This window comes from Pseudomonas sp. BYT-1 (assembly GCF_023611805.1).
Taxonomy (GTDB): Bacteria; Pseudomonadota; Gammaproteobacteria; order Pseudomonadales; family Pseudomonadaceae; genus Aquipseudomonas; species Aquipseudomonas guariconensis.
Map to the genome: position 1 here is coordinate 4956615 of NZ_CP072559.1, position 13814 is coordinate 4970428.

The 13814-nt window shown below is 63.9% G+C and carries 16 protein-coding genes; 11 read left to right on the forward strand and 5 right to left on the reverse strand.

Annotated elements, in window-relative coordinates; translation table 11 throughout:
- Nucleotides 1-80 precede the first annotated feature (80 nt).
- The 3 genes from J5X93_RS23215 to trxA are packed head-to-tail and all read left to right on the forward strand — an operon-like array spanning nucleotide 81 to nucleotide 2100.
- Nucleotides 81-536, forward strand: a complete 456-nt coding sequence (locus tag J5X93_RS23215) for a hypothetical protein (protein ID WP_070573929.1) — start codon at nucleotides 81-83, stop codon at nucleotides 534-536.
- Nucleotides 537-1196 carry a class I SAM-dependent methyltransferase gene (locus J5X93_RS23220; RefSeq protein ID WP_250034067.1) on the forward strand — a complete coding sequence of 220 codons (660 nt, stop codon included), beginning with the start codon at nucleotides 537-539 and terminating at the stop codon, nucleotides 1194-1196.
- A 31-nt stretch (nucleotides 1197-1227) separates the two neighbouring features.
- Nucleotides 1228-2100, forward strand: coding sequence for a thioredoxin (gene trxA, locus J5X93_RS23225; protein WP_043210233.1), 873 nt, complete (start codon nucleotides 1228-1230; stop codon nucleotides 2098-2100).
- Between the two features lie 96 nt (nucleotides 2101-2196).
- Here the strand turns inward: trxA and J5X93_RS23230 are convergent, their stop codons facing one another.
- Nucleotides 2197-2541, reverse strand: coding sequence for a hypothetical protein (locus J5X93_RS23230; protein WP_090346920.1), 345 nt, complete (start codon nucleotides 2539-2541; stop codon nucleotides 2197-2199).
- A 134-nt stretch (nucleotides 2542-2675) separates the two neighbouring features.
- On the opposite strand from J5X93_RS23230, the gene J5X93_RS23235 reads away from it, so the two are divergent.
- From J5X93_RS23235 to J5X93_RS23255, 5 genes are all read left to right on the forward strand, one after another.
- Nucleotides 2676-3248: a DUF2796 domain-containing protein gene (locus tag J5X93_RS23235; protein ID WP_090346919.1), complete on the forward strand. Its 573-nt coding sequence runs from the start codon at nucleotides 2676-2678 to the stop codon at nucleotides 3246-3248.
- Nucleotides 3249-3959 carry an ABC transporter ATP-binding protein gene (locus tag J5X93_RS23240; RefSeq protein WP_043210239.1) on the forward strand — a complete coding sequence of 237 codons (711 nt, stop codon included), beginning with the start codon at nucleotides 3249-3251 and terminating at the stop codon, nucleotides 3957-3959.
- On the forward strand, nucleotides 3959-5224 hold the full coding sequence (locus J5X93_RS23245; RefSeq protein ID WP_043210242.1) for an ABC transporter permease: 1266 nt from the start codon (nucleotides 3959-3961) through the stop codon (nucleotides 5222-5224). The genes J5X93_RS23240 and J5X93_RS23245 overlap by 1 nt, the downstream gene beginning before the upstream one ends.
- Nucleotides 5225-5233: 9 nt before the next feature.
- Nucleotides 5234-5746, forward strand: a complete 513-nt coding sequence (locus J5X93_RS23250) for a DUF3299 domain-containing protein (RefSeq protein WP_250034069.1) — start codon at nucleotides 5234-5236, stop codon at nucleotides 5744-5746.
- 109 nt (nucleotides 5747-5855) lie between these two features.
- Complete coding sequence (locus tag J5X93_RS23255) at nucleotides 5856-6539, forward strand: OmpW/AlkL family protein (RefSeq protein ID WP_043210247.1); 684 nt, start codon at nucleotides 5856-5858, stop codon at nucleotides 6537-6539.
- On the opposite strand, the gene J5X93_RS23260 is transcribed toward J5X93_RS23255, so the two are convergent.
- Nucleotides 6527-7744 carry an MFS transporter gene (locus tag J5X93_RS23260; RefSeq protein WP_250034918.1) on the reverse strand — a complete coding sequence of 406 codons (1218 nt, stop codon included), beginning with the start codon at nucleotides 7742-7744 and terminating at the stop codon, nucleotides 6527-6529. The genes J5X93_RS23255 and J5X93_RS23260 overlap by 13 nt on opposite strands.
- A 136-nt stretch (nucleotides 7745-7880) precedes the next feature.
- Here J5X93_RS23260 and J5X93_RS23265 point away from each other — a divergent pair, with 136 nt between their 5' ends.
- Nucleotides 7881-8327, forward strand: a complete 447-nt coding sequence (locus tag J5X93_RS23265; protein WP_090346918.1) for a winged helix-turn-helix transcriptional regulator — start codon at nucleotides 7881-7883, stop codon at nucleotides 8325-8327.
- 26 nt (nucleotides 8328-8353) lie between these two features.
- Here the strand turns inward: J5X93_RS23265 and J5X93_RS23270 are convergent, their stop codons facing one another.
- The 3 genes from J5X93_RS23270 to J5X93_RS23280 form a co-directional block, all read right to left on the reverse strand.
- On the reverse strand, nucleotides 8354-9286 hold the full coding sequence (locus J5X93_RS23270) for an NAD-dependent epimerase/dehydratase family protein (RefSeq protein ID WP_070573913.1): 933 nt from the start codon (nucleotides 9284-9286) through the stop codon (nucleotides 8354-8356).
- Nucleotides 9279-10163, reverse strand: a complete 885-nt coding sequence (locus tag J5X93_RS23275) for a sugar nucleotide-binding protein (protein ID WP_043210252.1) — start codon at nucleotides 10161-10163, stop codon at nucleotides 9279-9281. Before J5X93_RS23275 ends, J5X93_RS23270 begins: the two co-directional genes overlap by 8 nt.
- Before the next feature lie 157 nt (nucleotides 10164-10320).
- Entirely contained in the window at nucleotides 10321-11133 is an 813-nt protein-coding gene (locus tag J5X93_RS23280; protein ID WP_043210254.1) for a helix-turn-helix domain-containing protein, read from the reverse strand.
- Nucleotides 11134-11308: 175 nt separating this feature from the next.
- Here J5X93_RS23280 and J5X93_RS23285 point away from each other — a divergent pair, with 175 nt between their 5' ends.
- Both J5X93_RS23285 and J5X93_RS23290 read left to right on the forward strand, forming a co-directional pair.
- Complete coding sequence (locus J5X93_RS23285) at nucleotides 11309-12751, forward strand: alanine/glycine:cation symporter family protein (RefSeq protein ID WP_043210256.1); 1443 nt, start codon at nucleotides 11309-11311, stop codon at nucleotides 12749-12751.
- Between the two features lie 70 nt (nucleotides 12752-12821).
- Nucleotides 12822-13811 (forward strand): asparaginase, encoded by a 990-nt coding sequence (locus tag J5X93_RS23290; protein ID WP_090346916.1) that lies wholly within the window; start codon nucleotides 12822-12824, stop codon nucleotides 13809-13811.
- Nucleotides 13812-13814: the final 3 nt, after the last annotated feature.

The window sequence follows — 13814 nt, forward strand, 5'->3', positions numbered from 1 at the left end:
GGCCATGGTAGCGCATCCCACTGGCAAGACAAGCCAAAGGGGTTACCATCCATGGAATTCTGCCTGCGAAGGATTACCCCATGCATTACCGAGCGCTCGTCGTGCTGTGCCTCACCGGCCTGCTCGCCGCCTGCGGCAGCGACCAACCCAAGCCCGAGCAAACTGTCACCGCGCCCCCGGCCAAGGCCGTGAAGAAAAAAGGCGAGGAGCTGGGCCCGCTGCCGGCCTATCAGCGCGAACTGAGCGGCACCTTGCTACAAGTGCCGGCCGGCGCCGAAGTGGAACTGGCGCTGCTGGTCATCGATGAGCGTGGCCGCCCGCAGCGCCTGCTGGCGAGCAGCAACCTCACCGGTACCGGACAGGACCTGCCCTATCGCCTGCGCTTCAGCCCCGAAGCCTTCCCTGCCGGCGCTCGCGTGGAGTTGCGCGGCCGGGCCAGTCGCTCTGGGCAGTTGATCTTGCACCTGCCACCTCTGCGTATCGCCCAGGCCACCACCCAAGCCACTGGTCCCCTGCGCTTCGAGAAGGCGCCCTAGATGCCCCCATTGCATCTGCAGCGGGCCCTGCGCGGTCTGATCGGCGAGGCGCGTCTGGTCGAGAGCGAGCTACCTGACTGCGAACTGAAGCTGTGGCTGATCGACGCCGACAACATGGACCGCGCCTTCAGCCCCGAGGAAACCCGGCGCATCCTCGACGAACCGCCGTACTGGAGCTTCTGCTGGGCCAGCGGCCTGGCCATGGCCCGCTACCTGGCCGAGCAACCGCACTGGGTACGCGGTAAGCGGGTGCTGGACTTCGGCGCAGGCTCAGGTATCGCCGGTATCGCCGCCGCACGTGCAGGCGCACTGGAAGTCGTGGCCTGCGACCTCGACCCATTGGCACTGGATGCCTGTCGCGCCAATGCCGCACTCAACGGTGTGAAACTTGGCTACAGCGGCGATTTCTTCGCAGAACAAGACCGCTTCGACCTGATCCTCGTCGCCGACGTGCTCTACGACCGCGCCAACCTGCCACTGCTCGATGAATTCCTCAGTCGCGGTCGCCAGGCCTTGGTGGCCGATTCCCGGGTGCGCAACTTCGATCATCCGCGCTATCAGGCGCTTGGCGTGCTCGAGGCGCTGACCCTGCCGGACCTGGCCGAGCCACACGAATTCCGCCGGGTCAGCCTGTACCACGCCAGCCGCGAGCCTTTATAGTGGTGCCATTCAAGGATTTGCGAGAGTCGCGATGAACCAAGACACGCCGTACATTTTCGATGCCAGCGATGCCACCTTCCAGCAACTGGTCATCGAGAATTCTTTTCACAAGCCGGTGCTGGTGGATTTCTGGGCCGAATGGTGCGCGCCGTGCAAGGCGCTGATGCCGTTGCTGGCCAAGATCGCCGAGGGTTACCAGGGCGAGTTGCTGCTGGCCAAGGTCAATTGCGATGTGGAGCAGCAGATCGTCGCCCAGTTCGGTATCCGCAGCCTGCCGACCGTGGTGTTGTTCAAGGACGGTCAGCCGGTCGACGGTTTTGCCGGCGCCCAACCTGAGTCGGCCATCCGCGCGATGCTCGAACCCCACGTGCAAATGCCCGCCGCACCGACCGCCTCGCCGCTGGAGCAGGCCAAGGCACTGTTCGCCGAAAGCCGCTTCAGCGAAGCCGAAGCGCTGCTCCAGGCGCTGCTGAGCGAAGACAACAGCAATGTCGAGGGGCTGATCCTCTATGCCCGTTGCCTGGCCGAGCGAGGCGAACTGGGCGAAGCCCAGGTGGTGCTGGATGCGGTCAAGACCGACGAGCACAAGGCCGCCCTGGCCGGCGCCAAGGCCCAGCTGACCTTCCTGCGCCAGGCCGCCAGCCTGCCGGAAGTTGCCGAGCTCAAGAGCCGCCTGGCGCAGAACCCGCAGGATGACGAAGCAACCTACCAGCTGTGCATCCAGCAATTGGCTCGCCAGCAGTACGAGCCAGCGCTCGAGGGCCTGCTCAAGTTATTCCAGCGCAACCGCGGCTACGAAGATGGCCTGCCGCAGAAGGCGTTGCTGCAGGTGTTCGAGCTGCTGGGCAATGATCATCCGCTGGTGAGCGTTTATCGGCGTAAGCTGTCGGCGGCGATGTTCTGATCGTCATTGCGGCTGTTTTGCAGCCCAAGCGCAGGCTACGCCAGCTCCCAATGTGCTGTCGGGATGGCCTGCGATGGGCCGCACAGCGGCCCTCGCTCATCCTACCCAGTGATACACCGGCGCGTCCGGGCCGCTTTCCACCTTCACCTCATTGCTGTGGCGCAAACGCACCAACAGCCGCTTGCCCGCTGCCGTGCTGCCGGCGAGTCCTTCCAGGCGCCCCAGCAACTCCGGCCCGCTGATCTGCACGGCCTGACGCAGCAGCTCACAGGCAGCCAACCATTGCCCATCGTCCTGCTGTGGTGGGGTGGTTGCGTTCGTAGCCGCCGCTTCGGCAATGGCCGGCGCCTCCAGTTGATGTCCCAACTGCGCCCACTCCGCAGGCTCCAGCTCGATGGTCAGGTCCACCGGCCAATCGCCGATTTGTCCACGTATTCTCACGCTACCTTCCTTACCTACAGGGTCGATGGCTTCATGCTCCCATGAACATGAAACCTGCGCCAGGCAGGTGGTCAGCGCCGAAAAACTTGTTATAACATTACGAAACCATTTCTTGCCCGCCCCTGGAGTCCTCCATGCGCCGCTTGCTTCTCGCCCTACCCTTCGCCCTGCTTCCCTTGGTTGCAGCCCAGGCCCACGATGATCACGATCATGCCCACGGTACCCTCGGCGCCCATGAACATGGTGTGGCCACGCTCAACGTGGTGCTCGATGGCAATACCCTGGAACTGGAGCTGGACAGCCCGGCGATGAACCTGGTCGGCTTCGAGCATGCAGCCACCCGCGACACCGACAAGGCCAAGGTCGCCGCCGTACGCCAGCAACTTGAGCAACCGTTGAAGTTATTCGGCGTGGACCAGGCCGCCGGTTGCACGGAGGACGCCCAGGAACTCGGCAGCCCGCTGTTTGGCGATGCACCACACGCCCACGACGATGACGAGCATGGTCACGAGCACGGGCATGAACACGCCGACGTCAACGCCCATTACCAATTCAAATGCGTAGCGCCTGGCAAGCTCGCCCAGGTAGACCTCGCCCCGCTGTTCCGGGCTTTCCCGGCGACCCAGAAGATCAATGTGCAATTGATTGGCCCGAACGGCCAGAAAGGCCTGCAAGCCTCCCCCACCAACAGCGTGGTCGCGTTCTGAATGAGCCAGGCGCTGATCGACCTACAAGGGCTGCGGTTCGCCTGGCCCGGCCAGCCACCTTTGCTGGACATCCCCGCGTTTCGCCTGCAAGCCGGTGAAGCGCTGTTCCTCAAGGGCCCTAGCGGTAGCGGCAAGACTACATTGCTCGGCTTGCTGGGCGGAGTGAATCGCCCCGATCAAGGCCGGATCCTGCTGCTCGGCCAGGACCTCGCCGCCTTGGGCCAGGGCGCCCGTGATCGGTTTCGGGTCGACCACACCGGCTATATCTTCCAGCAGTTCAACCTGCTGGCGTTTCTCTCGGTACGGGAGAACGTCGAGTTGCCCTGCCGCTTCTCACGCAGCCGCGCCGCACGGGCGGTCCAGCGCCATGGCAGCATCGACCAGGCGGCCGCCACGCTGTTGGCCCACCTGGGCCTGACTGACCCGGCGCTACTTGCCCGGCGTGCAGACAGCCTGTCGATCGGCCAGCAACAGCGGGTCGCCGCCGCCAGGGCGTTGATTGGCCAGCCCGAGCTGGTGATCGCCGACGAGCCCACCTCGGCGCTGGATGCCGATACCCGCGAGGCGTTCATCCGCCTGTTGTTCGACGAATGCCGTGCGGCCGGCTCCAGCCTGCTGTTCGTCAGCCATGACCAGAGCCTGGCTCCGCTGTTCGACCGTCACTTGTCCTTGGTCGAACTCAATCGCGCGGCCAAGCCCCAGGAGGCCTGATGTACTTGCTCCGCCTTGCCCTGGCCAGCCTGGCCAACCGCCGCTTCACCGCCTTCCTGACGGCCTTTGCCATCGCACTGTCGGTGTGCCTGTTGCTGGCTGTCGAGCGTGTGCGCACGGAGGCCCGCGCCAGCTTCGCCAGCACCATCAGCGGCACCGACCTGATCGTCGGCGCCCGCTCGGGGTCGGTGAACCTGTTGCTGTACTCGGTGTTTCGCATCGGCAATGCCACCAACAACATCCGCTGGGACAGCTTCGAACACTACGCCAAGGACCCGCGGGTGAAATGGGCCATCCCGATTTCCCTCGGCGACTCCCATCGCGGCTATCGGGTGATGGGTACCACAGGCGATTACTTCGACCATTACCAGTTCGCACGCCAGCAACATCTGGCCCTGAGCCAGGGCCGGCCCTTCGCAGCGGACCCGTTCGAAGTGGTGCTGGGCGCCGAAGTGGCCGAGGCGCTGCACTACAAACTCGGTGACAAGCTGGTGCTGGCGCACGGCGTGGCCGCCATCAGCCTGGTCAAGCACGACGACAAACCCTTTACCGTCGTCGGCATCCTCGAACGCACCGGCACGCCGGTGGACCGCACCCTGCACATCAGCCTGGCCGGCATGGAGGCAATCCACGTCGATTGGCACAACGGCGTTCCAGCCCGTGGCGCCGGACGCATCAGCGCCGACCAGGCGCGCGGCATGGACTTGCAACCCGCCGCGATCACGGCGTTCATGCTGGGCCTGAACAACAAGATCGCCACCTTCAGCCTGCAGCGAGAAATCAACGAATTCCGTAGCGAGCCGCTGCTGGCAATCCTCCCTGGGGTTGCTCTGCAGGAACTCTGGAGCCTGATGGGCACAGCCGAACAGGCATTGTTCGTGGTGTCGCTGTTCGTGGTACTGACGGGTTTGATTGGCATGCTCACGGCGATCCTCACCAGCCTCAACGAGCGCCGCCGGGAAATGGCCATCCTGCGCTCGGTGGGCGCGCGCCCCTGGCACATAGCCGGGCTGTTGGTGCTCGAAGCGCTCACCCTGGCACTGGCCGGTATCGGTGCCGGGCTAGGCTTGCTGTATGCGGGAATCGCCCTGACCCAAGGCTACGTGCAAGCCAACTATGGCCTCTACCTGCCGCTGGCTTGGCCGAGCGCCCATGAATGGACGCTGCTGGCGATCATCCTGGGTGCCGCGCTGCTGATGGGCAGCGTGCCGGCCTGGCGTGCCTATCGTCAGTCTTTGGCCGATGGCCTGTCGATCCATCTCTGAGAATCGATCATGCGTCGCAAACTTGCGCTGTTGCTGCTGTTCATTCTGTCCCCTGCCTGGGGCGACGAGCCCAGAACCCTGGACTGGCCTGCCTTGATCCCGGAGGGAGCGCCGGTGGTCCCAGCCCAGATGGCACCGCTGCATGATCTGTCACAACTGGGTAACGCCCTGGCCGAATCAGCCCCTGCCGCGCGTCAGCAGGCGCCCCACGCTCCGGTGGTCAAGGCGCTGGATGGGCAGTGGGTCAAGCTGCCCGGCTACATCGTGCCGCTGGAAGTGAGCGAGGAAGGCCGTACCACCGAGTTCCTCCTGGTGCCCTATTACGGTGCCTGCATCCACGTGCCGCCGCCACCGCCGAACCAGATCGTGCATATCGTCAGCGAGATGGGCGTGCGCATCGAAGACCTCTACCAGCCCTACTGGATCGAAGGCCGGATGCAGGTCAAAGCCACCAGCAGTGAACTGGCCGATGCCGGTTACCAGATGGAAGCTGAAAAGATCTACGCCTACGAGCTTCAATGAGCGCTGTTTAGGCGTTGTGACACGTCTTCGTTGAGCTGAATCAACAGTTCGTTTCGGCCGGCTCCTTACCATTGGACTACTCGATTACTTACGTCCTTTGGGAGCTTCCATGAACAAGTCCTTGCTCGGCGCCTCGCTCATTGCACTGGCGCTCGCTGCCCCCGTCGCCCATGCCCACCAGGCCGGTGACTTCATCATGCGTGCCGGTGCCATCACCGTAGCGCCGAACGAAGACAGCAGCGACCTCAAGCTCGATGGCACCAAGGTATCGGGCACCAAGGCGACCCTGGACAGCGACACCCAGCTGGGCCTGACCTTCGCCTACATGCTCACCGACCACGTCGGCCTGGAGCTGCTGGCTGCCACGCCGTTCAACCACACCGTGGCTGTCAAAGGCCTTGGCCCTGGCCTGGATGGCAAGCTGGCCGACATCAAGCAACTGCCGCCGACCCTGTCGCTGCAGTACTACCCGATGGAGCCTTCCTCGAAGTTCCAGCCTTACGCGGGCGTTGGCATCAACTACACCACCTTCTTCGATGAAGACCTCAGCAGCTCCCGCAAAAAGCAGGGCTTCAGCAACCTGAAGCTGCAAGATTCGGTGGGTCTGGCTGCCCAGCTGGGCATGGACTACATGCTCACCGAGAATCTGCTGGTCAACGCCTCGGTCTGGTACATCGACATCGACACCAAGGCCACCGTGGACGGCCCAAGCGCCCTGAGCGTGGGCAAGACCAAGGTCGACGTGGATGTCGATCCGTGGGTCTACATGGTGGGCCTGGGCTACAAGTTCTGATCCCCACCCGACATGGCGGCCTCGGCCGCCATGTCACGCTTCACGCTCCCGCCAAACTCCAGGCACCCCCAGTAGCCCAAGGCCAAAGCGCTGATCGACGCGCCCAGGCCACACACCGCCAGCCAGCCCCATCGGGCATATACCCAGGTCGCGGCCACCGCCCCTAACCCACTGCCGATCGAATAACAGCACATGTAGGCGCCGATCAGCCGACTCGCCATTTCGCCACGTCCGGCCAGCAGCAGGCTCTGGTTGGTCACATGCACCGCCTGCACTGCTAAATCCAGAATCAACACCCCCACCACCAAGGCACATAGTGATTGCTCGAGCAGGGCGCTCGGCAGCCATGACAATGCCAGCAGCCCCAATGCCAGGCCAGTGGTACGGTTGCCCAGCCCGCGATCGGCCAGGCGTCCAGCGCACGACGCCGACAAAGCACCGGCCAGGCCCGCCAGACCGAACAGGCCAACCTGGGTAGGGCTCAGGGCCAAGGGCGCAACGCTCAGGGGCAATACCATGGCGCTCCAGAACACACTGAAGACGGCGAAGACCAGCAACGCGAACAGGCCACGCTGGCGTAACAGCCGATCATGCCGATACAACCCGACCAGCGAGCCCAGCAGTCTCCAGTACCCCGGCCCCTGTTGATTGCGCGCGACAGCAGGCAACGCCCGCCACAACAGCAATGCCATCGCCAGCGACAAGCCGGCCGCCCCGACATAGACGCCACGCCAGCCGGTCAGGTCGGCAAGGCCACCTGCGACCAGACGCGCCAGCAGGATACCCACCACCACGCCACTGGTGACCGTGCCCACCACCTGCCCTTGTCTGGACGGCGAAGCCAAGGTTGCGGCATGAGCGACCATTACCTGAACCACCACCGCCATCAGCCCGACCATTCCCATGGCTGCCAGCAGCACGGCCCAATTCCAGGCCATGCTCACTGCCAGCAATGCCAACGCCGACATCAGCAACTGACCAAGAATCAGGCGTTTGCGATCAAGCAGATCGCCTAACGGAACAATCAGTAGCAAGCCAATGGCGTACCCCGCCTGGGTCGCGCCCACCACTAAGCCGATGTAGGCCTGGGGTATCGCCAGGCTGCGCGCCATGGATTCGAGTAAAGGTTGGGCGAAGTACACCGTCGCGACCGCCAGGGCACAGGCGGCCGCGAGCAGCAAGGTCAGCGCCCGGCTTGGCTGCATGTGGCCAGGCGACGCGGATGTCAGGGAAGGCATGGCAAGCTCCTCAGGCAATCTGGTTTCAAATAGAAACCAGCTGCTGGCTATTTAGCAAAGCTGGTTTTAATCTGCAACCAGTTATCCCACACAGAGTACGCCCATGCCCGACGAGAGAAACGACCCCTGCCCGGTGGCCCGTGCCCTGGACGTAATCGGCGACCGTTGGTCGATGATGATCCTGCGAGACGCCTTCGATGGCCTGCGACGTTTCAGTGAGTTCCAGAAAAACCTGGGACTGGCGAAGAACATCCTGGCCGCGCGGCTGAAGCTGCTGGTGGAAAGCGGATTGCTCGAACTGCAGCCGGCGTCCGATGGCAGTGCCTACAAGGAATACGTGCTGACCGAGCAAGGGCGCGCGGTCTTTCCTGTGGTCATTGGCTTACGCCAGTGGGGGGAGCGCTTCCTGTTCAAGGCGGGGGATGAGCGCTCGGTGCTGCTGGACAACGTCAACGGCCAACCCATCGAACGCCTGCAGGTGCGGGCCAAGGATGGCCGTTTACTCGGCCCGCAGGACTGCCATCGCCAGCGCGTACGCCATGGGCAATGACCCGTGACGCGCGCTGATCAAGGAGATCAGGCTTTGCCCAACAGCCGGGCCAATCCGTCGACCATCGAGGTAGGCTGCGGGAAGTCGAAACGCGCCAGCAGGCGGGAGTTGTCCGCCCGTGAATGGCGGATGTCGCCCGAGCGCGCCGGCCCGTGGTGGATGGCAGGCAAACTGCCGACCACCTTTTCCAGCGCCGCCAGCAACTGGTTCAGCGAGGTCGCCTGGTTCAGGCCAATGTTCACCGCGCCTTCCTCGACCTGTTCAAGTTCCAGCGCCTGGACCATCACCTGGACCAGATCGCCCACGTATAGGAAGTCTCGCGTTTGCTCGCCATCGCCGAAGACCGTGATCGGCAGGCCTTGGGTAGCACGTTCGCAGAAGATACTGATGACCCCGCTATAGGGCGAAGATGGATCCTGGCGCGGTCCGAAGATATTGAAGAAACGGAACACCACCGGCTCCAGCGCGTGCTGACGACGATAGAAGTCCAAGTACTGCTCGCTGGCCAGCTTGTCCACCGCATAAGGGGTCAGCGGCGCCTTGGGCGTGTCCTCGGCAATCGATTGGCCCTCGCCGTTGTTGCCATAAACCGCCGCGCTGGAGGCGAACAACACACGCCGCACGCCTTCCAGGCGCATGGCTTCGCAGACATTGAGGGTACCGATGAAGTTGCTTTGGTGGGTACGCACCGGGTCTTCGACCGACGCCTGTACCGACGCGACCGCGGCCAGGTGCACCACGGCGCGACAGCCTGCCGTGGCCCGGCGTACCAGTTCGGCATCGGCGACGTCGCCTTCGATCAGGTCCAGGCCGGGATGGTCCAGACGCAGGTTGGCGCGCTTGCCGGTGGAGAGGTCATCGAGCACCCGTACCGCATAGCCTTTATCCAGCAACGCATCGCACAGGTGGGAGCCAATGAAGCCGGCACCGCCGGTGATCAGGATGGGGGCGTCAGCCATGTCGGTAGAACCGGTCCAGTAGAGACGGCAAGCCGGCGCGCCAGGCGCGGGGCTTGATGCCGAAGGTGTGAAGAATCTTTTTGCAGGCCAGCACCGCGTTCTGCGGTTCCTCGCTGGCATCGGGGCGCGCGGCATGGGCCTGGGGCGTAGGGGCCTGCACGGCCAGCTTGTGCCACTGCGCCGCCTCGCCGAGGATCGCCTGGCCCAGCGCCAGCGGCGTGGTCGCCTCGTTGCCGGCGTAGTGGTAGGTACCCCACAGGGGTGCGTCGCAATCGAGCTGCTTGAGCACCGAGAGAATCACCCGTGCGGCGTCGTCGACCGGCGTCGGATTGCCGCGGCGGTCATCGGCCAGCAGCAGCTCCTGGGGTTGTTCGGCGCGGGTGAGGAAGCGGCCGAGCACGCCGTCGATGCTTTCGTCGAGCACCCAGCCAAAACGCAGCAGCACATGCTGCGGACAGGTCGCCCGAACGCTCTGTTCGATCCGCCAGAGCGCCTGGCCACGCAGGCCCAAGGGCACCGGCTCATCCTTTTCGCTGTAGGCCGTGGCCCTTGAGCCATCGAACACTCGGTAGCTCGAAGGCTGCACGAGAATGATCTGGTGGTGCTGGCAGAGCTCGGCCAGCCGCTCAACGGCCCGCTCCTGCAACGCCAGGCGTTGTTCGCTGACCGACTCGGCCTGGAACCAGTCGAAATAGTACGCCAGGTTGACCACGACATCGGGACGGTGATCGTCAAGCAATTGCGTAAGACTGGCCGGCCCCCAGCCGTTCTCCGGTGGGCGCGGCGCCAGGAATCCGATGTCCTCTTCGGCCCCGAGACGAATCAGCGCTTGCCCGAGGGCATTGCCACCACCCAACAGCATCAGGCGCATACGCATAGAGTCAGCAGATCCGAACAGGTTGATAGAAGGAAGCGGACATTTTGCGGGTTCCTCTCGGGGAAGTCCAACCACAGCACATGCCTGGGCGCGACAGGACATCCGGCGTCGATGACGAATTGCCAAGCAGCGCGGCGCATGCGTCGCGGGACCGCGCTCACTCGATCTCGAACAAGCCGTTGCTGATCGGCCCTGCCTTCAGGCGCTCGCGTACGTCGTCATCGATGCGCGGGTCGTCCGGGCGGTACAGCCTCACCTGGCGGTAGGCGTTGATGCGGTTGATCTCCTCGCCCAGGTACTCCCATACCACGCGGGTACAGGCCGGGTTGCGCCGATCCCCACTGGAGACTCCGGTCTTCAAACCGTTGAGCCGGGTGATGCGGCTCTTGAAGCTGGGGATGAGCACGGTCTGGCTCATCTCGTTGAGCGTCAGTGATTCGTAGTCGATCAGAAAGACCCGGTCCTGCAACTGGAAGGCTGCCCCGAGGTAGCGGCAACGTACCTCTGCATGCAGATCGGTGGCACTGGAGCGCTCCTGTCGCTCCTGGCGCTCGAACAGAAAGCTGCCGCGCTCCTCCCACAGGTGCACCAGCGACACCAGAATCGAGCCTGGGACCGACATGCAGTTGGAATATTCGAAGTAATAGCCGCAATAACGCGACAGATTGCCCGCATGGGCATGCAGCGGCTTGAACAGCTCGCTGATCGGGTCGTTCTGCGGTCCGGATTCGGCCGACAGATTGCGAGCCCCGATCAGGCGGGCGAACTGCTCGGGCGGCAGACCCAATTCGTATTCCTCGACACCGAAGAAGTCGCCGATGCGCTTGAGGTTGTAAGCCGTCGGACGGCTCTGGCCGCTGAGGTACTTGTTGAACTGCGCGCGGTTGATCGAAAGCTGTCGGCAAACCTCTGAAATAGAGCGGTAATGACTGCACGCCAGTTTGAGATTGATAGCGAAATGATCGCCCATGAGAAGGGTCCAGATGATGCGAGTGGTGCAAGTTTAGCATCAAGTCGCATCAAGTCAGAGCAACACGCGAAATTGTAACCGTTGTTGTCATGGCCAACCATGCGCCCCCAATAGCGGTGCGCCTGCCGCCCGCTGGTCTTTCCACACGAACAATAAGAATCGAGGTCATTTTTCAATGCTCGAAGCACTCAACGATTTCCTTTCCGGGAAACTCCTCATCGTGCTGATCGTCGGACTCGGCGGTTACTTCACCATCCGTTCTCGGTTCGTCCAGTTCCGTCATTTCGGCCACATGTTCGGGGTCTTCAAGGAATCCCTCCGCGGCCAGGCAGGCCAACTGAGCTCGTTCCAGGCCCTGATGCTGAGCCTTGCCGGCCGTGTAGGCGCAGGTAACATCGCGGGCGTCGGCATCGCCGTGACCCTCGGTGGCCCAGGCGCCGTGTTCTGGATGTGGGTCACCGCGCTGGTGGGCATGTCCAGCAGCTTCTTCGAATGCACCCTGGCCCAGGTCTACAAGCGCGCCGACGGCGACGGCCTGTACCGAGGCGGCCCGGCGTACTACATCCAGCACGGCCTGAAGCTCAAAAGCATGGCGATCGTGTTCTCGATCCTGCTGCTGGTCACCTACGGCTTCGCCTTCATCGGCCTGCAGTCGTACACCGTGACCCACTCGCTGCAGAACGCCTTTGCCTTCGATCCAAAGCACACCGGCATCGTCCTGGCCGTGCTGCTGGCCATTACCTTCATCGGCGGCATCAAGCGCATCGCCGCGGTGTCGGACCTGCTGGTCCCGATCAAGACCCTGGCCTACATCGGCGTGACCCTGTACGTGATCGGCACCCAGATCGAACACGTCCCCGCCATGCTGGAAACCATCTTCAAGAGCGCCTTCGGCCTCGACCCTGCGTTCGGCGGCCTGCTCGGCAGCGCCATCGTCATGGGTGTGAAGCGTGGCGTGTTCGCCAACGAAGCGGGCCTGGGCAGTGCGCCGAACGTCGCCGCCGTGGCCGCCGTGAAGCACCCGGGCGCCCAGGGCGTGGTCCAGGCCTTCAGCGTGTTCCTCGATACCTTCGTGATCTGCACCTGCACCGCGCTGCTGATCCTGCTGTCGGGCTTCTACACCCCGGGCTTCGAAGGTGATGGCATCGTCCTGACCCAGAACTCGCTGGCCGCCGTGGTCGGTGACTGGGGCCGTCTGTTCGTCAGCATCGCCCTGTCGCTGTTCGTCTTCACCTGCATCCTCTACAACTACTACCTGGGCGAGAACAGCCTGCAGTTCCTCAGCCGCAACCGCGTCGTGCTGATGATCTTCCGCGGTCTGGTACTGGCGCTGGTGGTATGGGGTTCGATGCAAGACCTGTCGACCGTGTTCGCCTTCGCCGACATCACCATGACTTGCCTGGCGTTCGTCAACTTGATCGCTCTTGCCCTGCTATTCAAGGTCGGTCTGCGCGTGATGCGCGACTACGACGAACAGCGCCGCGCGGGCATCGACCAGCCGGTGTTCGACTCCAGCAAGTTCGCAGACCTGGACCTGGACCGCAACGCCTGGCCGGCCAATCCTCAGGCTGAAACCGCCGCTGACAAAGCCGTCGCCCAAGCTCAGCCACAGCGCTGATATCCTCTGCTGCCCAGCCGCCCCGTCCGGGGCGGCTTTCCTTCTCCGCTCATCGCTACGGATGCTTTCCATGCGTGCAGTCAAGAATCTTCTCGTCCTCTATACCGGTGGCACCATCGGCATGCTGCAGACCCCTGAGGGCCTGGCGCCGGCCAGCGGCTTCGAGGCGCGAATGCGCGAGCACCTGGCGCTGCACGCCGTGGCGCCCCGCCTTCAGTGGTCGCTGCGCGAACTCGACCCATTGATCGACAGCGCCAACATGCAACAGGCCAACTGGCTGGCCATGCGCGATGCCATCGTCGAGGCGGTGGAACACGACGGCCATGACGGTGTGCTGGTGCTGCATGGCACCGATACCCTGGCCTACAGCGCGGCGGCATTGTCGTTCCTGCTGCTGGGCTTGCCTGTACCGGTGTTGCTGACCGGCTCGATGCTGCCGGCCGGTGCGCCGGACAGCGACGCCTGGGACAACCTGCTTGGCGCCCTGAATTTGTTCGAAAGCGGCCTGGGCAATGGCGTGCAGTTGTACTTCCATGGCCAATTGCTGCATGGCTGCCGGGCCTCGAAGCTGCGCAGCGAAGCCTTCGATGCCTTCGCAGCTCTGCCCCGCCACCGCGAAGGCGAGCGCGCCACGGCGATCCCGCCGACACTGGATTATCGCCAACGCCGCCAGCCGGTGCGCCTTGCGGTGCTGCCGGTCGTGCCTGGCCTGCAGGCCGGCTTCGTGCAGGCGATGCTCGCTACCGGCGTGCAGGGTCTGGTGCTGGAATGCTATGGCAGCGGCACCGGCCCTTCGGATGACCAGGCGCTGCTGGACGCGCTGCACGAAGCCCGCACAGGCGGGGTAATGATCGTTGCGATCAGCCAGTGCCCTGAAGGTTCGGTGGTGTTCGATACTTATGCCGCTGGCAGCCGCCTGCGCGATACCGGGTTGGTCAGCGGCGGCGGCATGACCCGCGAGGCGGCGCTGGGCAAGCTGTTCGCACTGCTGGGCGCAGGGCTGGATGTGCAGGCGGCAGAGCACTGGTTTGCCCTGGACCTGTGCGGTGAGCGGGCCTGAAGG